Origin of the sequence: Mesorhizobium sp. LCM 4576, from assembly GCF_001854815.1 — a bacterium.
Classification (GTDB): domain Bacteria; phylum Pseudomonadota; class Alphaproteobacteria; order Rhizobiales; family Rhizobiaceae; genus Mesorhizobium; species Mesorhizobium plurifarium.
Genome location: NZ_MDDT01000089.1, coordinates 324,128 through 345,109, shown reverse-complemented (window position 1 = coordinate 345,109; position 20,982 = coordinate 324,128). Strand labels below are relative to the sequence as shown.

Below are 20,982 nucleotides of genomic sequence, written 5' to 3'. Positions count from 1 at the left end.
GCGGTTCTGGGATAACGACATGTATCAAAACTCAGAATCTTCTAACGGTCGGCGATCGGCCGGCGCTGCTGGAACTGGCCGGCGGCGCGGAAGCGCCAGAGATAGCTGGGCAGGATGGTGGCGATCGCCTGCGGCTGGATGCCCAGCCCGGCAAGCGTCCTGCCGGCCTTGGCGGCTCCGTCCGAGACCACGTTGTGCTCGCGCAGCTGCAGCACCTGGTCCCTGGTCAGGAGCGGATTGGGCAGCAGCTGAAGGATCGACGCCTGGATGTTCGCCACCCACCACGGCACCGGCACCAGCAGGCGCCTGCGGTCGATGACCGCGAGCAGCTCCTCCATGCATTCCTTGAAGGTCAGCACCTGCGGGCCGCCGAGCTCGTAGATCTGGCCGCCCTTGACCTCGCCGTCGACCGAGCGCGCGATCGCTTCGGCGACGTCGCCGACATAGACCGGCTGCAGCTTGTTCTGTCCGCCGCCGATCAGAGGCAGGACGGGTGAGAGGCGCGCCATGCCGGCGAAGCGGTTGAAGAAGCGGTCCTCCGGTCCGAAATTGATCGACGGCCGGAAGATGACGGCATCGGGAACCGTCTCGAACACTGCTTTCTCGCCGAGCGCCTTGGTGCGTGCGTAGGCCGAAGGCGAATTGAGATCGGCGCCGAGCGCCGAGATCTGGGTGAGGCCGGCGCCGACCGAGCGTGCCGCCTCGGCGACAGCGCGCGCGCCGAAATCGTGCACGGCGCCGAATTTCTGGCGGCCGGTCTCATGCAGGATGGCGACCAGGTTGACGACATGGTCGGCGCCCTGCACGGCGCGGTCGACCGACCAGCGCACGCGCACATTGGCCTGCACCGGCTGGATCTGGCCGACATTGCCGAGCGGCTGCACATGGCCGGCAAGGTCGGGCCGCCGGCAGGCAACCCGGATGCGATAGCCGCGCTTGGCGAGCGCCCGCACGACATGGCGACCGACGAAGCCCGAGCCGCCGAAGACGACAACGAGCTTGGGGGTCTGCAGGATTTCGGTCATGATTGGCTCCGCGCGCGTGCTTGGCTGAAGCCGTTTCTTAATCCGTTTCTCGCCAAAGGCAAAGAGCGACCGGAGGTCGCCATTGCCTTGTTTCGCATCGAGGTTCAGGCGGCTCAGAAAGCCCGGCCGATGCGAGCGTCGACCGAATGCCGATTGCCGCCGCGGATGACGAAGAAGGCGAGGATCGCCGCCCAAAGCAGCGATTTTTCGGCGCCTGAAAAACCCTCCCCCATGGTCACCCAATGGAACCACACGGTGACAAGAAGCACGATCAGGCCGGCGAAAGCGGCAGGACGGGTGAAGAGGCCGAGGGCGATCAGGATGCCGCCGAAGAATTCGGTGCAGGCGAGCAGCGGCGACCAGAACGCGCCGGGATAGAAGCCCAGCCCCTCGACCATCTCCGTGGCGCCGAACGGATTGACGATCTTTTGCGAGCCGTGGATGGCCAGGAAGCCGCCGGCGACAGCGCGCAGCAGGGTTTCGCCGGCGGCATGCAATGCCGAATAGAGACGGCCAAGCGCCGGAATGATCAGATTTGCGCGGTCGGTGGTCGCGGACATCGTAGCTCCTGTTTGTGGCAATACAGGCAGACGCCCGACGGCTCCGGGCAAGTCAAGTTAACAAAAGTTAACCATTGAATTTCGAGTGGCTGACGAACAAACGCAGAAAACCCCGCCGAAGCGGGGTTTTCCGGGCAGTGTCCACGCCGAAGCAGGGTCCAACGAGGCGGCCTGACCTGAGACGGTATCAAGGTGGCGTGAAGCAAGCACGCCCGCCCCGCCCTGAACGCCCGGCGCGGCGCCGCCAACCGCGAGCCGGACGAAGCCAACCAAGGCGGCTCGCGGCGTGGGGTGCCGCGGATGCGTCGCGTCAGGTCGGGAAAAGGTTCAATCGCGCGGGAAAAATCAGGCCGAATAACGCTCGGCGAATTCCGAAATGCGCTGCACGACCGCCCTGGACGTGGTGATGCCGCGCGCCTTTGCCTTCTCGGCGGCCTCGGCGCGGGAGCGTCCGGGAATATGCACGCCATAGCGCCGCCGCAGCCGGTCGAGCTGGTCCTTCATGCGCTGCTCGRAATCCGGGTCGAGCAGTTTTGGCTCTATGGCCAGGACGAAAAGGCCGGTTCCGGGGCTGTCCGGCCCGCCGGTGAACCATGGCGCGTCGAGCGACCAGTTGGCGCCGGAAATGCCCGCGGCCAGCACCTCGACCATAAGGGCGATGTTGGCGCCGCGCTGGCCGCCAAAGGCAAGCATCGCGCCCTTCATCGCCGCCGCCGGATCGGTGGTCGGGTTGCCGCTGGCGTCCAGCGCCCAGCCTTCGGGTATCTTCTTGCCGTCCTCGGCCGCCTTGCGGATGTTGACGAAGGCGGTCGCGCTCGACGACTGGTCGATGACCAGCGGCGGTCCGTCGGCGGCGGGCGAGGCAAAGGACATCGGATTGGTGCAATAGACCGGCTTGACCGAGCCTGAGCCGGCCAGCACCGCCGGCCCGTTGGTGGCGGCGAAGGACACCAGCCCCTGTTCGGCCAGCCGCCCGGTGAAATAGCCGAGCGCGCCGCAAGTATAGGCGTTCTTCTGCGAGAAGATCGAGACGCCGAACAGTTTCGCCGCCTTGACCAGGTCATCGATCGTGCGGTCGAAACCGGTATGGGCAAGCCCGCCGCCCGCATCCGAAAGATAGACGGCGAGCGCCGGCCTGGTGATCACCGGATCGGCATTGCCGTCGATGCGGCCGGCTTCGAGTGCCTCCAGATAGTCGATGAAATGCGATAGCCCGACCGTCGACAGGCCTTCGGCCTCGGCCGCGATGATGGAAGCGGTCAGCGACTGTGCCGCCTCCTCATTGGCGCCGGCGCCGAGCGCCGCCATCCGGCATAGGCCTGTTGCCTGGTCGAGGGTGAGTTGCATCAGAGTTGCCCTGCAGCAAGTAGCGAATAGGGAATAGCGAGTAGGGGRGATAAAGGAACTACTCGCTATTCGCTACTCTCTATTCGCTAACCGATTTTGACCGGAATCCGCGCCTCGATCCGGCTGAAGACGAAGACCAGGATGCCCGTGATGGTCATATAGATCAGCGCCAGAAGCAGCAAAGGCTCGTAGGTCAGATAGGTGTCCTGGCGCACCTTGGAGGAGACGGCGAAGATGTCGATGACGCTGATCGTCGCCACCAGCGGTGTCGACTTCAGCTGCAGCACCGTCTCGCCCGTCAGCGTCGGCAACGCCCGGTAGAAGGCTTGCGGCAGCCAGATGCGGCGGAAGATTTTCCAACGGCTCATGCCGAAGGCGCGGGCGGCCTCGAGCTGGCCTCTCGGCACGCCGGCAAAGGCGCCGCGCATCACCTCGCCCTCATAGCCCGCGAAGGAAAAGGTCAGTGCCACCACGGCATAGGGCCAGGCCTGCCTGAGATATGGCCACAGCCAGGATTCGCGGATCCACGGATATTGCGGGAAGATCGAGCCGAGACCGTAATAGAGCAGCCAGAGCTGCAGGAGCAGCGGCGTCCCCCGGATGATGGTGCAGAAGGCCTTTGCCGGCGCCGAGAACCAGATCGGTCCGCCGGCTTGGGCGAGGCCGAGCGRCACGGCAAGCGCAAAGCCCAGCGCGCAGGTGACGGCGAGGATCCAGAGCGCCCGCCAGATGCCTATCAGGCCCATTTCCCAATATTGYGGCAGCCAGTCCCAGCGCATGAAGAAGGCTGCGCAGAGCACCAGCGCCAAGGCGATCAGGATGAGCACGATGCGGTGCGGCTTGAGCCAGATTGAGGCGCGCGCCGCCATGTTGATCGCGGTGGCTTCGGCCGTCATCAGCGCGCCTCCTTGACGGAGGGCATGCCGCGCCGCGACCAGGCCTCGACGCGGCCGATGATCAGGTTCGAGAACAGCGTGAGCGCGAGATAGAGCGCGCCRGCCGCGAGATAGAAGAGCAGATAGGCCTTGGTGACGCCGGCCGCCTGGCGCGTCGCCAGCGTCAGTTCGAAGAAGCCGACGACGGCAAGCAGCGCGGTGTCCTTGGTGGCGATCAGCCACAGATTGGCAAGGCCGGGAATGGCGAAGGGCAGCATGGCCGGCAGCGTTATACGCCGCAGCATCAGGCCGGGCGGCATGCCGTAGGCTCGGGCAGCCTCGATCTGGCCTTGCGGGATGGCGAGGATGGCGCCGCGGATGACTTCGGTCGAATAGGCGCCCTGGACGAAACCCAGCACGAAAATGCCGGCCGCGAGCCCGCTGATGTCGACGCGGCTGTAGCCCATCGCCGTCAGCACCTGGTTGATGAGGTCGGTGCCGGCATAATAAAGCAGCAGGATCAGCACCAGTTCCGGCACCGCGCGGACCACCGTGGTGTAGACGGCCAGAAGGTCGCGCGTCACCGGGCCGCCATAGAGCTTGCCGAAGGCGCCGGCGGTGCCGATCATGAGTCCGAGGCAGGTGGCGCCCACGGCGATCTCGATCGAATGCAGCAGCCCGACCAGCAGCGTGCCGCCCCAGCCGGGCGCCACGGGTGACAGGAGTTCCATGATGCCGGCCGCGGAGGCCGGAAGAAAGGCGTCGATCAGCTTCGCCCCCGGATTGCTGGGCTAGAGAGTTTCACCGTTCACGGAAACGGCGAACCACTCTATCTCTTTGTTCTCACGCAATTCCGGACGGAAACCRCTCACACTTTTCCTGGAATTGCTCTAGCCGCCGATCATCGGGTCAGCGACTTGCATGCGTGGCAAGGTTGGGCATGGCGTTGGCGCCATGCCCACACTCATTCGCGAGAGGGCTCAGTTCGACTGTGTGGCGCCGCCATAGATGTCGAAGTCGAAATACTTCTTCGAGATCTCGTCATATTTGCCGTTGGCGCGGATCGCCTTGATGCCGGCGTTGAACTTTTCCTTGAGCGCGGTGTCTTCCTTGCGGATGCCGGCGCCGACGCCCGGTCCAAGCACTTCGTCGTCCGGGGCCACCATGCCCTTCAGGTCGCAGCAGGCCTTGCCCTGGTCGGTTTTCAGGAATTCGCCGAGCGCGATCGAGTCGGCCTGCACCGCGTCGATACGGCCGGCGGCCAGATCGTTGTTGGCTTCGTCCTGCGTCTGGTATTCCTTGATTTCCTGCGCGCCGGTGAAGTGCTTCTTGGCGTAGACGGCATGCACGGTCGACACCTGGACGCCGATCACCTTGCCCTTGAGGTCGTCCGGCGTGGCGCCGAATTTCTGGTCCTTCGGCCCGATGATCGCGGTCGGGGTGTTGTAGTACTTGTCCGAGAAGTCGATCGTCTTCTTGCGCTCGTCGGTGATCGACATCGAGGAGACGATGGCGTCGATCTTCTTGGTGGTCAGCGCCGGGATGATGCCGTCCCAGGCGACCGGCGTGATGACGCAGTCGAGCTTCTCTTCGGCGCAGACGGCGTCGACGAAGTCGATCTCCCAGCCCACCCACTTGCCGGTGGCGTCGGGCGAGGTGAACGGCGGGTAGGGCTCGGCGGCGACGCCGATCTTGACCTGCTCGGCCTTGGCCACGCCACCCATCGCCGCGACGCCGAGAAGCAGCGCCGCCGCGAATGTCTTGAGAACAGTCTTCATGTCAGGACTCCCAGTTTGTTGTTGTTCCCGGTTTTTCGCTCCGCGTGATGCCGGCGCCTAGCCGACATTGCGGAGGAATTGTTTGAGCCTTTCGGATTTGGGCGCGCCGAACAGCTGTTCCGGCGGACCCTCCTCCTCGACCAGCCCGTTGTAGAGATAGACGACATGCGTCGCGACCTCGCGGGCGAACTTCATTTCATGCGTCACCAGCACCATGGTGCGCCCCTCGCGCGCCAGGTCGCCGATCACTTTCAGCACTTCGCCGACCAGTTCCGGATCGAGCGCGGAGGTCGGCTCGTCGAACAGCATGACGCGCGGGTTGATCGCCAGCGCCCGGGCGATCGCGGCGCGCTGCTGCTGCCCGCCGGACAGGAAGGCCGGATAGACGTCGCGCTTGTCCGCCAGCCCGACGCGGGCGAGCAGCTTCTCGGCCTGGGCGATCGCCTCGTCGCGCTTGACGCCCAGCACATGCACCGGAACCTCGATGACGTTCTCGATCAGCGTCATGTGGCTCCACAGGTTGAAATTCTGGAACACCATGCCGAGCCTCGAGCGGATCCRCTCGATCTGCCTGCGGTCGGCCGGAACGGTGTGGCCATGGCTGTCGGCCTTGAGCTTGATCTCCTCGCCATTGACGCGAATGATGCCGCTGGTCGGATTTTCCAGGCAGTTGATGCAGCGCAGCAGCGTCGACTTGCCGGAGCCGGAGCCGCCGATGATGGCGACCACCTCGCCGTCGCGCGCCGACAGCGAAACGCCCTTCAGCACGTGCAACTGGCCGAACTTCTTATGCAGGTTCTCGACATGGATGGCTTCGGCGGYGCCGCTTTGCGCCTTGCCGGATTGGATGGCTGCAGCGTCCGCCACGCTCACCGGGCGACCTCGAAGGCAGTTCGTCGAACGTCCATCCGGCTAACCAACATACGCTGTAATACCCGCTCCGAGCTTCAGCATGGACTCGACAGCGCGAGCCCGTCAATCCCGCTCATTACGGCACTTGCGGCGTTGTTGTGCAAGTGTATAAATAGCCTCTCATGAAATTTTTTCGCTTTTTTTCATCTTAGAAGGGCATCGATGAGCGCTTTCGGATCACAGTCCATGGCGGCGCCGCTGCGGCGCGTGCTGATGCGTTCGGCGGCCAACGCCATGCGCGACGCCGACAGGGCTCAATGGCACTATGGCCCGGGGTTCAACCCGGCGAAAGCTGCCGCGCAGCATGCGCTCCTTGCCGATCTCGTGGCGGCTTCCGGCGCCGAGATCGAATGGATCGAGGACAAGGCCGACGGCCTTTCGGATTCGGTGTTCACGCATGACCCGTCGTTGATGACCGACCGTGGCGCGCTGATCCTGTCCATGGGCAAGCCCTTGCGCGCCAAGGAGCCCTCGCTGCATGAGGAAACCTACAGAACCCTGGGCATTCCGATCCTCGGCCGCGTCGAGGCGCCCGGCCAGGTCGAAGGCGGCGACTGTGTATGGCTGGATGCCCGCACGCTGGCGATCGGGCGCGGCGTGCGCACCAACCAGGAAGGCATCCAGCAGGTTGCCAACCTGCTGACGCCGCTCGGCATTTCCGTCTACGGTTTCGATCTGCCGCTGTGGCAGGGCGAAGAGGCATGCCTGCATCTGATGTCGGTGATCAGCCCGTTGGCCGACGACCTTGCGCTGGTCTATTCGCCGCTGTTGCCGGCCCCGTTCTACCAGATGCTGAAGGGGCGCGGCATCCGCCTGGTCGAAGGCGACCCGCAAGAGTTCGCCGCCTCCAATGGCCTCAGCCTGAACGTGCTGCCGACCAGCCCGCGCAAGGTCATCGCCGTGGCTGGCTTTCCCAGGACCAAAGCTGCCATGGAAGCCGCCGGCTGCACGGTCGAAATCTTCGAGGCGGATGCGCTCTGTATCGCCTGCGAAGGCGGCCCGACATGCCTGACGCGGCCGATCCTGCGCCAATGAATGCGCGCCGCAAGTTCCGCCGCGAGGGTGAGGAGCGGCGGCGGCAGGACCTGATCGATGCCACCCTGGACAGCGTGGCCGAACACGGCCTCGAGGGCGCCACCGTGCGCACCATCGCCTTGCGCGCCGGCGTCACCGCCGGGCTGATCCGGCACTATTTYCCCGGCAAGGAGGATTTGCTGCAGGAGGCCTATGCAGCATTGATGAGCCGCATGACCGAGCAGGCGAAAGCGGCATTGGCCATGGAAGATGCCTCGCCGCGCCAGCGCCTTGCCGCCTTCGTCACCGCCAATCTCAATGCGCCGATCATCGACCAGCGGGTGTTCTCGCTCTGGGCGACCTTCATCGGCCGCGCCGGCGCGGATCCGACGCTCGCCCGCGCCCATCGCGAAGGCTATCTCGGCTTTCGCAACGAGGTGGAAGCCGTCGTGGCCGAGGTGCTCGCCGCCGAGCGGCGCAAGCCGGACGCGGCCGAGCTGCGCCATCATGCCATCGCCATCAACGCGATCATCGACGGGCTCTGGATCGAAGGCTGCCTGGCCGGCGAGATGTTCTCGCCCGGCGAATTGGCGGCGATCGGCATCAAGGCCGTCGAGGCCGAGCTCGGCCTCGTGCAGGAAAGGGGAGAAGATCAATGACCACCGTCGGCGAAGCGCTGATCACCCTGCTCGAGGCGCATGGCGTCGACACTGTCTTCGGCATTCCGGGCGTGCATACCGTCGAGCTCTATCGCGGCCTGGCGCGCTCGAAGATCCGCCATGTCACGCCGCGCCACGAGCAGGGAGCCGGCTTCATGGCCGACGGCTATGCGCGCGCCGGCGGCCGGCCCGGCGTCGCCTTCGTCATCACCGGGCCGGGGCTGACCAACACCATCACCGCCATGGGTCAGGCGCGCGCCGATTCAGTGCCGATGCTGGTGATCTCCGGCGTCAACGCCACCGATACGCTGGGCAAGGGGCTGGGCTTCCTGCATGAGCTGCCCGACCAGCGTGGTATGATGGAAAAGGTCGCGCTGTCTTCCGAACGCATCAGCGAGGCCGGGCAACTGCCGGGCGCTCTCGCCCGCGCCTTCACGGTTTTCTCCTCGTCACGCCCGGGCCCGGTCCATATCGAGATTCCCACCGATGTCATGGTCAAGCCCGCCGACGGCATAGCGGCGGCGCTGAGCAACGCCGCGCCGCCCGCTCCGGCCCCTGCGGCGATCGCCGAAGGGGCGAAGCTCATCACGGCGGCGCGCCGGCCGCTGATCCTTGCCGGCGGCGGCGCCAGGAAGGCCGACGCGGCGCTGCGGCGTCTGGCCGAGACGCTTGGCGCTCCCGTGGTCGAGACGGCCAACGCGCGCGGCCTGCTGCACGGCCACCCGCTCTGCGTGCCGGCCAGCCCCAGCCTGAAGGCGGTGCGCGCGCTGATGGCGGACGCCGATCTGGTGATCGCGGCCGGCACCGAATTCGGCCCGACCGACTATGACGGCTATGGCGACGGCGGCTTCGTGCTGCCCAGGAACCTGATCCGCATCGATATCGGCGCCGACCAGATCGCGCGCCGGCCGCTGACGGTAGGCATCCAGGCCGATTGCGCCGAAGGCATCGAGGCTTTGCTCACGGCAATCGGGCCGGGTCATCCTGCAGCCAAAGACGGCGAAGCCCGCGCGGCCGCCGCGCGGAAGGCAGCGCGGGCCGAGCTGAAGCCCGAGTACCTGGCGCAGGTTCATGCCGTGGAGATGATCCGCGACGCGCTGCCGAGCGCCATCATCGTCGGCGACTCGACCCAGCCGATCTACGCCGCCAACCTCTATTACGACCACGACCGTCCCGGCGGCTGGTTCAACGCCGCGACCGGTTTCGGTGCGCTGGGCTACGGTCCGCCGGCGGCGATCGGCGCGGCACTCGCCGTTCCGCAAGCGCCCGTGGTGTGCCTCACCGGCGACGGCGGCTTCCAGTTCACCCTGCCGGAGATCGGCGCCGCGCTCGATGCCGAAACGCCGGTGATCTTCGTCGTCTGGAACAATCGCGGCTATCGCGAGATCGAGACCTCGATGCTCGATGTCGGCGTCGAGCCGGTCGGCGTGTCGCCGGCACCGCCGGATTTCTGCAAGCTCGCCGAGGCCTACGGCATCGGGGCCGAGCGCTTGACCGGGGTTGGCGGTCTTGCCGAGGCGCTGAAGCGCGCGCGCGCGGCCGCCAAGCCGCGCGTCATCGAAATCGCCGTCGACTGACCGTTGTTTGGACCATGCGCTGCCCGGCAATTGGCGTCGCCCGCCGTGGTCCGACGCATGCAAAGACGCTGCGCCAGCCATGTCGATATTTCAATTGAGTGACAGCGCGAAAGGCGCGACGTTCGAGCCTGGGGCGGCATAACCCAAGATATAATCATAAAAAAATGACAGGAGCGGTCTAAGTATGACGGAAACGCTGAATGGCAGGCATGTCGTGGTGACGGGCGGCACTGGGGCGCTCGGCGGCGCGGTTGTCGGCAGGTTGCTGGAGCAAGGCGCGATCTGCCACGTGCCCAATGCCCACGCGGCGGCCCCGCCGCATTTTCCTTACGCGGCTCATGCCAGCGTGCATCTGGCGCACAATGTCGACCTGTCGGATTCGGCCAAGGTCGAAGCTTTCTACCATCAGGTGCCCGAGCTCTGGGCCTCTATCCATCTTGCCGGCGGCTTCACCATGGCGCCGGTCGAGAAGATCGAGTCGGCTTCCTTCGCCGAGATGATGGACACCAACGCTCGCACGGCCTTCCTGTGCAGCCGCGCCGCGGTGCGCTCGATGCTGGCGTCCAACACCGCCGGCCGCGTCRTCAACGTCACCGCGCGGGCGGCRCTGGAACCGCGCAAGGGTTCGGGCATGGTCGCCTATACGGCGAGCAAGGCGGCGGTCGCGGCCATGACCGTGGCGATGGCCGAGGAGTTGAAGCACAAGGGCATCCTGGTCAATGCGGTGGCCCCCTCGACGCTCGACACGCAGGCCAATCGCGACAGCATGCCGGACGCCGATTTCAGCAAATGGGTCAGCCTCGAGGCCGCGGCCGAAGCGATCGCCTACCTCGCCTCGCCTGCCAACCAGGCCATGAGCGGCACGCTGGTTCCGCTCTACGGCCGCGCCTGACGGCTATCTCTTATCTTACGCAATTCCGGACGGAAAACCGCTGACACTTTCCTGGAATTGCTCTGATATCCCGACAAAGAAAAACCCCGCCGGATCGCTCCGGCGGGGTTTTTGTTGTTCGGCTGGAAGAGGCTTGGCTTAATTGCCCTGCTTCTTCAGCGCCGCGCCCAGGATGTCGCCGAGCGACGCGCCGGAGTCGGTCGAGCCGTACTGGGCGACCGCTTCCTTCTCCTCGGCGATTTCCAGCGCCTTGATCGAGACCTGCAGCTTGCGGGTCTTCTTGTCGAAGGCGATGACACGGGCGTCGACCTTCTGGCCGACGGTGAAGCGCTCGGGGCGCTGCTCGTCGCGGTCGCGCGAGAGGTCGGAACGCTTGATGAAGGTCTCGATGCCGCTGTCGACCAGCCGCACGTCCAGACCGCCATCCTTCACGCCGATGACCTCGCAGGTGACGACGGCGTTCTTGCGCAGCTCGCCGCTGTTGGCCGCTTCGCCGACCGTGTCACGGGCCAACTGCTTGATGCCGAGCGAGATGCGCTCCTTCTCGATGTCGACGTCGAGCACCTGCGCCTTGACCATGTCGCCGCGATTGTACTCTTCGATGACCTGCTCGCCCGGACGGGTCCAGTCGAGGTCGGAGAGGTGCACCATGCCGTCCACGTCGCCTTCCAGGCCGATGAACAGGCCGAACTCGGTCTTGTTCTTGACCTCGCCCTCGACCTGGCTGCCGACCGGATGGTTGCGCGCGAAGGCTTCCCACGGGTTCTCCAGCGTCTGCTTGAGACCGAGCGAGATGCGGCGCTTGGCCGGATCGACCTCGAGCACCACCACGTCGACTTCCTGCGTTGTCGACAGGATCTTGCCGGGGTGCACGTTCTTCTTCGTCCACGACATTTCCGAAACGTGGATGAGGCCCTCGATGCCCGGCTCCAGCTCGACGAACGCGCCGTAGTCGGTGATGTTGGTGACGGTGCCCTTGATCTTCTTGCCGATCGGGAACTTGGTGCCGATATCCGACCACGGATCCGACTCGAGCTGCTTCATGCCGAGCGARATGCGGTGGGTTTCCTGGTTGATGYGGATGATCTGCACCTTGACCGTCTGGCCGATGTTGAGGATCTCGGTCGGATGGTTGACGCGGCGCCATGCCATGTCGGTGACATGCAGCAGGCCGTCGATGCCGCCAAGGTCGACGAACGCACCGTAATCGGTGATGTTCTTGACCACGCCTTCGACCACCTGGCCTTCCTCGAGGTTCTGCACGATTTCCGAACGCTGTTCGGCGCGGCTCTCCTCGAGCACGGTGCGGCGCGACACCACGATGTTGCCGCGGCGGCGATCCATCTTGAGGATCTCGAAGGGCTGCGGGTTGTGCATCAGCGGGGTGACGTCGCGGATCGGGCGGATATCGACCTGGCTGCGCGGCAGGAACGCCACGGCGCCGTCGAGGTCGACGGTGAAGCCGCCCTTGACCTGGTTGAAGATGACGCCTTCGACGCGCTCACCCTTGGTGAACTTCTCTTCGAGGCGCACCCAGCTCTCCTCGCGGCGAGCCTTCTCGCGCGACAGCATGGCTTCGCCAAGCGCGTTCTCGATGCGCTCGACATAGACTTCGACGGTGTCGCCGACCTTGAGGGAGGAGTCCTTGCCCTTGGCGCCGAATTCCTTCAGCGGCACGCGGCCTTCGACCTTGAGGCCGACGTCGATGATGGCCATGTCCTTTTCGATCGCGGTGATCGTGCCCCGGACAACCTGGCCCTCGCCGGAATGGCCGGCGGTGAATGATTCTTCGAGCATGCTCGCGAAATCGTCGCGAGACGGATTAGCTACTGACATTGTTTCTCCTGGAATGCTCCGCGCGCTGGCGGAGCGGGCGCCGTGGGTTAGCGTTGCGTGAGCCTGCCGGCGTTCCGGGCTGAAGAGCCCTTGGCCGCTATCGGAGCGGCAAGTCCGGCGCATGAAGAATGYTGGCAGGCTGGTTCATGCCCGATATGGGTATTTTCGCCGCCGACGGCAACCGAAAACGCCTGATCAGGCCTTGTTTCTCTTGGCAAGGGCCTCGTCAACGATCGCCATCGCCGCCAGAAACGCGGCCTCTATAGCCATTTCGCTGGTATCAAGCAAGTGCGCGTCCGCCGCCGGCTTCAACGGCGAGTCGGCGCGGCCCATGTCGCGTTCGTCGCGCCGCTCGATGTCGGCGAGGATGGTGGCGAGGTCGGCGCTGCCGCCCATGCTCTCGATCTCGGCCAGCCGGCGCCGGGCACGCACCTCGGCGCTCGCTGTGACATAGAGCTTGATGTCGGCGTCCGGGCACACGACCGTGCCGATGTCGCGGCCGTCGAGCACGGCACCCGGCGGCGCCTTGGCAAAGGCCCGCTGCTTCTCGACCAGGATGCGCCGCACCGTGGGAATGACCGCGACCTTCGAAGCCGCTTCGCCAACCGCATGTGCAGAAAGCACAGTGCGGTCGAGGTTCGAGAGGTCGACCTGGCGCGCCGCGGTTTCCGCCGCCGAGACATTGTCGAGCGGCAGGCCGAGTTCCAGCAGCTTGTGGGCCACGGCGCGGTAGGTGAGGCCGGTGTCGAGCAGGTTCAGGCGATAGTGGTCGGAGAGCCGCCGGGCAAGCGTGCCCTTGCCCGCGCCTGCGGGTCCGTCGATGGCGATGGTGAAGGTGTGGGTCATTGGCAGTTCGCCTTTGCCGAAAGGAGCGAGCGCCGCGTTCCTTCACACCCCCCTCTGTCCTGCCGGACATCTCCCCCGCAAGGGGGGAGATTGGCGGTTGCCGCGCCCTGCTCAATCCTGCGACGTTGGCGATTGGCGAAAGCCCGCGTGCCGGCTGATCTCCCCCCTTGCGGGGGAGATGTCCGGCAGGACAGAGAGGGGTGCTGTCCCGCCAGCATCTCAGTTCGGCTCCAACCCATCGACAATCACTCGATCTCCGCGCCCAGCCCCTTCATCAGCCCCATGAACTCCGGAAAGCTCGTCGCGATCATGTTGGCGTCGTCGATGGTCACCGGCTTTTCCGTCGCCAGCCCCATAACCAGAAAACTCATGGCGATGCGGTGATCGAGATGCGTCTTCACCACTGTGTCCTGGCCGTTCGGATGAGCGCCCAGGCCCTTGCCGCCGGGCTTGCCGCGCACGGCGAGCGAAGCCTCGCCCTCGGTGCAGTCGACGCCGTTGAGCTTGAGCCCGTTGGCGACCGCCGCGAGCCGGTCGGATTCCTTGACGCGCAATTCCTCCAGCCCCTGCATCAACGTCTCGCCCTCGGCGAAGCTCGCGGCCACGGCCAGCACCGGGTACTCGTCGATCATCGACGGCGCCCGCTCGGGCGGCACCACCACGCCTTTCAGCTCTGAATAACGCACACGCAGGTCCGCCACGTCCTCGCCGCCGGCATTGCGCGGGTTGAGGATGTCGATACGCCCGCCCATTTCCTGCAGCGTCAGCAGCAGCCCGGTGCGGGTCGGGTTCATCAGCACGTTCTCGATTGTAACATCCGAGCCCGGCACGATCAGCGCCGCGACCAGCGGGAAGCCGGCGGAGGAGGGATCGCCCGGCACGGCGATCGTCTGCCCGGTGAGCTTGCCCTGGCCCTCGATGAAGATGTGGCGCACGCCGCGCTCATCGGTCTCGACGGTCAGGTTGGCGCCAAAACCTTTCAGCATCTTTTCGGTATGATCGCGCGTCATCACTGGTTCGATCACCGTGGTGATGCCCGGCGTGTTCAAGCCGGCAAGCAGGACCGCCGACTTCACCTGGGCCGACGCCATCGGCACGCGATAGGTGATCGGCGCGGCGTGCTTCGGGCCGCGCAGCGTGATCGGCATGCGGTCGCCCGGCGCCGCCTTCAGCACCTGCACGCCCATCTGGCGCAGCGGGTCGAGCACGCGGCCCATCGGCCGGCCGGAGAGCGAGGCGTCGCCAATGAAGGTGGTCTCCATGTCATAGGTGCCGACGAGGCCCATGGTGAGGCGCGAGCCGGTGCCGGCATTGCCGAAATCGAGCGGGCCTTCCGGTTGCAGCAGCGCGCCGTTGCCGGTGCCGCGGATCACCCATTCGCCGTCCTTCTTTTCGATATGTGCGCCCATCGCCTTCATGGCGGCCCCGGTGCGCATCACGTCCTCGCCTTCGAGCAGGCCGGTGATGCGCGTCTCGCCGGAGGCAAGGCCGCCGAACATGAAGGAGCGGTGCGAGATCGATTTGTCGCCCGGCACGCGCGCGGTGCCGGCAAGGGCAGGGGATTTGCGGGCCGTGGCTGGTTTAGCGGCGGCGGAATGAGACATTTTGTCGTCCAAATGAAATGCCGGCTGGCCGGCCCGGTTCGTCATGGTGCGGCGGTCTCGTATCACGGCGCGCGGCAATGGTCATCCCCTTGGCGCAAGCCTTTGAAAAGCGGGTTTCGCGCACATGTCTTTTGGCTTTGACAGCGCGGAAAACTGCGGTTATGGGGACCATTCTTTTTTTGACGAGGCCTGCTGTGGCAAAAGCTGAACTTGGCACCAAGCGTGTCGACCCCGAAACGGGTCGGAAATTCTACGACCTGAACAAGGACCCGATCGTTTCGCCCTACACCGGCAAGAGCTATCCGCGCTCCTATTTCGACGAAGGCAAGATTTCCGCCCTCGAGGAAGATGAGGAAGTCGCCGACAAGGAACTGGACGGCGACGAGGAAGAAGGCGCCGAAGTCGTCTCGCTCGAAGAAGCCGATGACGAGGCCAAGGGCGGCGGCGACGATCTTCCCGATCTCGGCGACGATGAGGATGACGATGTCGATCTCGGCGACGATGACGACGACACCTTCCTTGCCGACGAAGAAGAAGAAGACGACGACGTCTCCGACATGATCGGCGTCGGCGACGACGAGGACGAGGTCTGATTCTGATTGTTTGCCGGCCATTTTCGCCTGTGACRAAAAAGCGGTCTTTCAAGGCTTGATCTTGACCGAAGGCGGCGCTAGAAGCCGCCARCACTAAACAACGGCGCGGTCCCAACCGTGCCGGATCTCTTCGCCGGAAACGGCGCCGGCTGACTGCCGGGAGTGGGGCCATAGCTCAGTTGGGAGAGCGCTTGAATGGCATTCAAGAGGTCGTCGGTTCGATTCCGATTGGCTCCACCAAACAGTCCTTCTTGATCGAAGTTTCGTATAGCCGAAGTCACCGCTGTTCACGCTGAGCGGCGCCCCAGCCCGTATGACGGGCCTTGACGCGAAGGCATCTTGTGGCCGGTGCAGCCTGACGCAGGAACCCGGTCAACTGGTCCGCTCCTCGTCCTGCAACTGCGGCTAACCGCGCTCGGCGCGGGTTCTGGCTGCCTTGCGCGCCGCTGCCGATCGTCCGGCAGCGCCTTTGGTCTGCGCGGCTTTCCTGGCCGCCGCCGATCGCTCTGCGGCCGTGCGGCTGGATGCGGCGCTCTTGGTCTGTCGCGACAGGGCCTTGCGGGAGACGGTGCTTTTCGGCTCGTCCTCGAGCACTTTCGACACCGCCTTCGAGACCTTCGGCTGGCGCTTCGGCTTGCGTTCGCCCTGGCCTGCCTCGTAAGCGTATTTGGCGCTCTTGCGCGTGGTTTCCTTCACGTCGCCTTTCTTGGGGGGCGGCAGGTCGACACCCGCGCGACGCGCCTCCGAAAGGCCGATGGCTATCGCCTGCTTGGTGGAGCGGGCGCCGTGCTTGCCTTGGCGGACTTTGTCGATTTCTTCGTGAACGAATTCGCCGGCCTGCGTGCTTGCCGATTTGCCTTCGCGCTTGTCCTTGCGCGCCTTTTCAATGGTTTTCTTGTCCGGCATTGTTTTTCTCCCTATGCGAACGGGGCATGAGCGAACGCCGAAAGCCGCTTCAGCTTGCGCATCAGCGGCTTTCATATGTGCCGACGAGGTCGGCGGTGGCGATCGTACGCGGCCCCGCATGGGCCAGAAGATCGGCTATTCCAGTTTCTCCGYCGGTTTCCAGCGTCTCCACGTCGAGGGCTGAAAGGCGGAAGTGATAGTGATGGACGCCATGGCCTTTCGGCGGCTGGGGGCCGTCGTAATGAGCATTGCCGAAGTCGTTCACGCCTTGGCTGAAGCTTTCCGGCCCGGCGGTGCCCTCCGGCAGGCGATCCCGCCCGGCGGCGATGTCATAGACCGCCCAATGGCGAAACAGGCCGCGTGGCGCGTCGGGGTCCTCGACGACAAGCAGGAAGCTTCTGGTGCCGGCCGGCGCGTTCTTCCACTGCAGCGGAGGAGACAAGTTGCCGCCGTTGCGGACATAGGGCTCGGGAATGGTCTGCCCGTTTTCAAAGGCTGGACTCTCAAGCGTGAAAGCCATGGTTGGAACTCCGTGCTCTATCGCGTTCTTCCCGAAGGAATTCACGGACGATCCTTCCTCGGATCGGTGGAGCGCAATCGCTGCTGGTTTTCATGGGAACGCGGGGCATCCGCGGGGGTTCCAGCCTCGACGGATGTTCGCAAGCGAAGCTATCGTCCCCGGAAAGGGCTGCGCGGACGGATACGACGCAGGTCGTGTCCGGCGAAGATACCGGCAGGTCGGCGTGGAAGCCGTCGACGCGGAACTGGAGGTCTCGAGGATTTTACCGGCTGCATTTTCGGGGCAACGGGTAATAGCCGACGGCACGTCGGCTCGATAGACGGAGTGTCCGTCTCGCGAGCGCGTTCGCCTGAAACGGCTCTAACATTCCTGTGATGGATTCCCCGTTGACAACGAACATGGCTTCGTGTGAAACGGTGAGAACGTTCTCAGAGAACGTTCTCACCTGCAGCTGCGACCTTACCTTGGGAGGAGGTATGAGCACCGACGAGACCCGGCTAGCCGTCCGCATCGCCAAGATCGCGAAGTCCTACGGGCCGACCGTGGCGCTCGATTCCGTTTCCATCGATCTGCGCCCGGGCGAGGTCCATGCGCTGCTGGGCGAGAACGGCGCCGGCAAGTCGACGCTGGTGAAGATCCTCAGCGGCGTGGTGAAGCCGGACAGCGGATCAATGTCGATCTTAGGCTCGCCCTACACGCCGCACGGCATCGTCGATGCGCGCATGCAAGGCGTGGCGACGGCTTTCCAGGAGCTCAGCCTGCTGCCCAATCTCAGCATCGCCGAGAATCTGATGCTGCCGAAAATGCCAAGGGGCATGCTCGGCCTCGCGTCGCATCGCTCGGCCATGGCCGCCGCCGRCAGGATCCTCAGCGATTATGGTCTCGCGCATTTCGATCCCGACACGCCGGTGGGCGTGCTCTCGCTGTCGGACCGTCAACGGCTCGAAATCRTCCGCGCCTTCACCCATGCCGCGAAATTGCTGATCCTCGACGAGCCGACGGCGGCACTGGCCGACGTCGAATGGCTGTTCGAGCTCGTGCGCCGGCAAAAAACCCTGYAGACCGCCATCCTCTACATTTCCCATCGCCTCGGCGAAGTGCGCACCTTGTGCTCGCGCGCCACCATCCTGCGCAACGGCCGCAGCATCGGCACCGTCGAGCTTTCGGGCGCCTCGGACGAGAACATCTTCGAGATGATGGTCGGCCGCAGCGCGCGTGAGACGATCAATGCGCTGCCCAAAACCRGTGAGGCTGCGCCCGTCGCGCTCGGCGTCAAGGGCCTCTCGGGCGGCATCCTGAGCGACGTGTCGTTCGATGTCAGGCAGGGCGAGATCGTCGGCATCGCCGCGCTCGAAGGGCAGGGCCAGCGCGATTTGTTCAGGACGCTGATCGGACTTGCCAAGGCCAGGGGCGGAAGCGTCGAGATCGACGGCGTGCGCGCCCAGATCTCCAGCCCGGGCGCCGCGCTCCATTTCGGCAACGGCCTCGCCTACCTGCCCGAGGACCGCAAGTCGGAAGGCATCCTCGCCGGCCTCACCACGGCCAGCAACATGGTGCTGCCGATCATCTCCCGCATCGCGCGCGGCGGCATCGTCTGGCCGGCCGGCGAGCGTCGCGCCGCACGCGAAACGGCGGCCGTGGTCGACCTGCAGGAACGCTATCTGCATTTCAAGATCGACGAGTTGTCCGGCGGCAACCAGCAGAAGGCGCTGCTGGCGCGCGTCATCATGACCGGCGCGCGCACGCTGCTGCTCTTCGATCCGACGCGCGGCGTCGACGTCGGAACCAAGCAGTCGATCTACGAGGCGATCCGCAAATTCGCCGCCGATGGCGGCTCCGTGCTCTTCTATTCATCCGAGTTGCCGGAACTCGTCCACCTCGCGCATCGCTGCATCGTGCTCTATGGCGGCCGTATCTTCGCCGGGTACCAAGGCGACGCCATCGACGAGCAGACGATTGTCGGCGCGCTGATCGGCCACGCCCGCGGCGCGAAGACGGGAGTGGCGGCATGAGCGCGATCGCTGCAAATCCGGCGCCCCGCCGTTCGCCCTTCTGGCGCGCCGTCATCAGCGGCACCGGCATCGTCGCGCTGATCTATGTGCTGCTCTACGCTCTTTATGCGTTCTGGCAGCCCGATGCGCTCTCGGTCTACACATTCACCGACCTCGTCAACAATTCGACGCCGCTGGCGCTGGCTGCGGCGGGCGAGACGCTGGTCGTCATCAGTCGCGGCTTCGACCTGTCCGTCGCGGGCGTCGTCTCGCTGACCAACGTGCTGATGGCCGTCTATCCGCTCGACGGCCCCGGCGGAGCGCTGGTCAGCCTCTTGATGTGCTGCGCCATCGGCGCCGTCGTCGGCATGATCAACGGCATTCTGGTCGCCAGGCTCGGGCTACAGACCATCGCGGCGACGCTGGGCACCATGATCGTCTGCCAGGGGCTGGCGCTGGTCATTCTCGACGCGCCCGGCGGCATGGTCGCCGACTTCGTCACCTACACCCTGACCGACACGCTCTTCGGCGTCGTCCCGATCGCCGGCCTGTTCCTGGTCGCCGCCATCGTGCTGTGGCTGGCCTTCCGGCGGACCAACACCGGCATCGGCCTTTATGCCATCGGCGCCGACGAGCAGTCGGCCCGTTTCTCCGGCGTCGCCGTCTCGGGCGTTCGCATCACCGCCTTCGTCGGCGCCGGCATCCTCTATGGCGTCGCCGGCTTCATGCTGAGCGCCCAGACCGCCACCGGCAATCCGACTGCGGGCACGCCGTTCCTGATGCTCACCTTTGCCGCCGTGGCGCTCGGCGGCACGCCGCTCAGCGGCGGCCGCGGCAGCCTCGTCGGCTCGATCCTCGGCGCCGGCACGCTCATGCTTCTGCAGAAGGTGCTGTTCTCGGGCGGCGTGTCGTCTTTTTACACCGGCATCTTCCAGGGCTTCGTGCTGGTGCTCGCGATCGTCTTCGGCAACACCGTGGCGCGCCTGCTCAGGAAGGACGACGCCCGGTGAACGCGCACAAGGACATAGCGATGCCATCCGAGGCCTCTTCCGACCAGCGCGGCAGGCAGAAGCTCGACCGGGAAACGGTGAACACGCTCGTCGTGTTCGGCTTGAGCATCGTGCTCATTGTCTGCTCGCGCTTCATCAGTCCGGCGCTCGGCTCCTGGAGCCAGGTGCTCACGGTGCTGATCCTCGCCTCGTTCCTGATCATCCTGTCCTTCGGGCAGGGCCTCGTCATCCTGATCGGCGGACTGGACCTCTCCATCCCGGCCCTCATCACGCTTGGCGGCGTGCTGACCACGACCTGGGTTGGCACGGGCGATGCCGGCGTCTGGTACATGTTGCCGGCAATCCTCGCCATCTGCGCCCTGGTCGGCGCGGTCAGCGGCATCGRCATCGTCTGGTTGAAGGTGCCGCCCTTCATCATGACGATGGCGACCTCGATCGTCGTCGCCTCGGTCGCGCTCGGCTATACCAGCGGCACGCCGCGCGGCGGTTCGCCATCGGCCCTCCTGTGGCTGATGAAGGCATGGTTCCTCGGCGTGCCGGTGGTCATCTACTTCACCCTCGCTTTCATCCTGTTCGGCTGGCTCCTGCAGAACTTCACCGCGCTCGGACGCCGGCTTCGCGCGCTCGGCACCAACAGGAACGCAGCACTTATCGCCGGCGTCGGCGTCAACCGGCTCGAACTCGTGCCCTATGCGGTCAGCGCCGCCTGCGCCGGCTTCGTCGGCATGATGCTGGTCGGCTATTCGAACGGCGCGACGCTCAGGATGGGCGACAGCTACATGCTGCCCTCGATCGCCGCGGTCGTGATCGGCGGCTCCTCGATCCTCGGCGGCAGCGGAACCTTCATCGGTACGGTCGGCGGCGCGATCCTTTTGACCACGCTGGGCACCATGATCTCCGCCATCGGGCTGAGTGAAGGATGGCGCACCATCATCGAGGGTKGAATCATCGTCGGAGCGCTGCTGGTGCTGCGCGGCGAGTTCCTGACCCACATCGGAAACCGGATGCTGACGCGAGGAAAATGACCATGCGCCCGC

General features: G+C 65.4%; 20 protein-coding genes and 1 tRNA gene. 9 read left to right on the top strand and 12 right to left on the bottom strand.

What is annotated here, in order from left to right:
- Positions 1 to 41: 41 nt before the first annotated feature.
- The 7 genes from LCM4576_RS33315 to LCM4576_RS33285 all read right to left on the bottom strand — a co-directional run bounded on the left by LCM4576_RS33315 (position 42) and on the right by LCM4576_RS33285 (position 6,458).
- Positions 42 to 1,025, bottom strand: a complete 984-nt coding sequence (locus tag LCM4576_RS33315) for a complex I NDUFA9 subunit family protein (RefSeq protein ID WP_040988882.1) — start codon at positions 1,023 to 1,025, stop codon at positions 42 to 44.
- A 113-nt stretch (positions 1,026 to 1,138) separates the two neighbouring features.
- Positions 1,139 to 1,585 carry a DoxX family protein gene (locus LCM4576_RS33310; RefSeq protein WP_071036509.1) on the bottom strand — a complete coding sequence of 149 codons (447 nt, stop codon included), beginning with the start codon at positions 1,583 to 1,585 and terminating at the stop codon, positions 1,139 to 1,141.
- 345 nt (positions 1,586 to 1,930) lie between these two features.
- The gene (locus LCM4576_RS33305) at positions 1,931 to 2,932 is read right to left on the bottom strand and encodes an Ldh family oxidoreductase (RefSeq protein ID WP_071036508.1); all 1,002 of its coding nucleotides are present in this window, start codon (positions 2,930 to 2,932) and stop codon (positions 1,931 to 1,933) included.
- Positions 2,933 to 3,018: 86 nt separating this feature from the next.
- Positions 3,019 to 3,828, bottom strand: a complete 810-nt coding sequence (locus LCM4576_RS33300) for an ABC transporter permease (protein ID WP_071036507.1) — start codon at positions 3,826 to 3,828, stop codon at positions 3,019 to 3,021.
- Positions 3,828 to 4,538: an ABC transporter permease gene (locus LCM4576_RS33295; RefSeq protein WP_116389962.1), complete on the bottom strand. Its 711-nt coding sequence runs from the start codon at positions 4,536 to 4,538 to the stop codon at positions 3,828 to 3,830. Before LCM4576_RS33295 ends, LCM4576_RS33300 begins: the two co-directional genes overlap by 1 nt.
- Positions 4,539 to 4,787: 249 nt before the next feature.
- Positions 4,788 to 5,585, bottom strand: coding sequence for a transporter substrate-binding domain-containing protein (locus LCM4576_RS33290; protein ID WP_041001086.1), 798 nt, complete (start codon positions 5,583 to 5,585; stop codon positions 4,788 to 4,790).
- 57 nt (positions 5,586 to 5,642) lie between these two features.
- On the bottom strand, positions 5,643 to 6,458 hold the full coding sequence (locus LCM4576_RS33285; RefSeq protein ID WP_071036506.1) for an ABC transporter ATP-binding protein: 816 nt from the start codon (positions 6,456 to 6,458) through the stop codon (positions 5,643 to 5,645).
- Positions 6,459 to 6,659: 201 nt separating this feature from the next.
- On the opposite strand from LCM4576_RS33285, the gene LCM4576_RS33280 reads away from it, so the two are divergent.
- From LCM4576_RS33280 to LCM4576_RS33265, 4 genes are all read left to right on the top strand, one after another.
- On the top strand, positions 6,660 to 7,532 hold the full coding sequence (locus tag LCM4576_RS33280) for a dimethylarginine dimethylaminohydrolase family protein (RefSeq protein ID WP_071036505.1): 873 nt from the start codon (positions 6,660 to 6,662) through the stop codon (positions 7,530 to 7,532).
- A complete protein-coding gene (locus LCM4576_RS33275; RefSeq protein ID WP_071036504.1) occupies positions 7,502 to 8,170 on the top strand; it encodes a TetR family transcriptional regulator C-terminal domain-containing protein in 669 nt (222 codons plus the stop codon). The genes LCM4576_RS33280 and LCM4576_RS33275 overlap by 31 nt, the downstream gene beginning before the upstream one ends.
- Positions 8,167 to 9,747, top strand: a complete 1,581-nt coding sequence (locus LCM4576_RS33270) for a 5-guanidino-2-oxopentanoate decarboxylase (RefSeq protein WP_071036503.1) — start codon at positions 8,167 to 8,169, stop codon at positions 9,745 to 9,747. Before LCM4576_RS33275 ends, LCM4576_RS33270 begins: the two co-directional genes overlap by 4 nt.
- A 184-nt stretch (positions 9,748 to 9,931) precedes the next feature.
- On the top strand, positions 9,932 to 10,639 hold the full coding sequence (locus LCM4576_RS33265; protein ID WP_071036502.1) for an SDR family NAD(P)-dependent oxidoreductase: 708 nt from the start codon (positions 9,932 to 9,934) through the stop codon (positions 10,637 to 10,639).
- 138 nt (positions 10,640 to 10,777) lie between these two features.
- Here LCM4576_RS33265 and rpsA read toward each other — a convergent pair whose 3' ends face one another.
- From rpsA to aroA, 3 genes are all read right to left on the bottom strand, one after another.
- Complete coding sequence (rpsA, locus tag LCM4576_RS33260) at positions 10,778 to 12,475, bottom strand: 30S ribosomal protein S1 (protein ID WP_071036501.1); 1,698 nt, start codon at positions 12,473 to 12,475, stop codon at positions 10,778 to 10,780.
- A gap of 195 nt (positions 12,476 to 12,670) precedes the next feature.
- Positions 12,671 to 13,321 (bottom strand): (d)CMP kinase, encoded by a 651-nt coding sequence (cmk, locus tag LCM4576_RS33255; RefSeq protein WP_071036500.1) that lies wholly within the window; start codon positions 13,319 to 13,321, stop codon positions 12,671 to 12,673.
- A 245-nt stretch (positions 13,322 to 13,566) separates the two neighbouring features.
- A complete protein-coding gene (gene aroA, locus LCM4576_RS33250; protein WP_071036801.1) occupies positions 13,567 to 14,925 on the bottom strand; it encodes a 3-phosphoshikimate 1-carboxyvinyltransferase in 1,359 nt (452 codons plus the stop codon).
- Positions 14,926 to 15,119: 194 nt separating this feature from the next.
- On the opposite strand from aroA, the gene LCM4576_RS33245 reads away from it, so the two are divergent.
- On the top strand, positions 15,120 to 15,518 hold the full coding sequence (locus tag LCM4576_RS33245) for a TIGR02300 family protein (RefSeq protein WP_071036499.1): 399 nt from the start codon (positions 15,120 to 15,122) through the stop codon (positions 15,516 to 15,518).
- A gap of 164 nt (positions 15,519 to 15,682) precedes the next feature.
- A tRNA-Ala gene (locus tag LCM4576_RS33240) sits at positions 15,683 to 15,758 on the top strand.
- Positions 15,759 to 15,923: 165 nt separating this feature from the next.
- On the opposite strand, the gene LCM4576_RS33235 is transcribed toward LCM4576_RS33240, so the two are convergent.
- Positions 15,924 to 16,424: a DUF6496 domain-containing protein gene (locus LCM4576_RS33235; RefSeq protein WP_041001102.1), complete on the bottom strand. Its 501-nt coding sequence runs from the start codon at positions 16,422 to 16,424 to the stop codon at positions 15,924 to 15,926.
- Positions 16,425 to 16,485: 61 nt separating this feature from the next.
- Positions 16,486 to 16,944 (bottom strand): YbhB/YbcL family Raf kinase inhibitor-like protein, encoded by a 459-nt coding sequence (locus tag LCM4576_RS33230; RefSeq protein ID WP_071036498.1) that lies wholly within the window; start codon positions 16,942 to 16,944, stop codon positions 16,486 to 16,488.
- Between the two features lie 476 nt (positions 16,945 to 17,420).
- On the opposite strand from LCM4576_RS33230, the gene LCM4576_RS33225 reads away from it, so the two are divergent.
- Genes LCM4576_RS33225 through LCM4576_RS33215 form a run of 3 tightly spaced genes read left to right on the top strand, consistent with a single transcriptional unit; the run spans position 17,421 to position 20,970 of the window.
- Positions 17,421 to 18,956, top strand: a complete 1,536-nt coding sequence (locus tag LCM4576_RS33225) for a sugar ABC transporter ATP-binding protein (RefSeq protein ID WP_071036497.1) — start codon at positions 17,421 to 17,423, stop codon at positions 18,954 to 18,956.
- Positions 18,953 to 19,945: an ABC transporter permease gene (locus tag LCM4576_RS33220; protein ID WP_052458157.1), complete on the top strand. Its 993-nt coding sequence runs from the start codon at positions 18,953 to 18,955 to the stop codon at positions 19,943 to 19,945. The genes LCM4576_RS33225 and LCM4576_RS33220 overlap by 4 nt, the downstream gene beginning before the upstream one ends.
- Positions 19,942 to 20,970, top strand: coding sequence for an ABC transporter permease (locus tag LCM4576_RS33215; protein ID WP_071036496.1), 1,029 nt, complete (start codon positions 19,942 to 19,944; stop codon positions 20,968 to 20,970). Before LCM4576_RS33220 ends, LCM4576_RS33215 begins: the two co-directional genes overlap by 4 nt.
- Positions 20,971 to 20,982 lie beyond the last annotated feature (12 nt).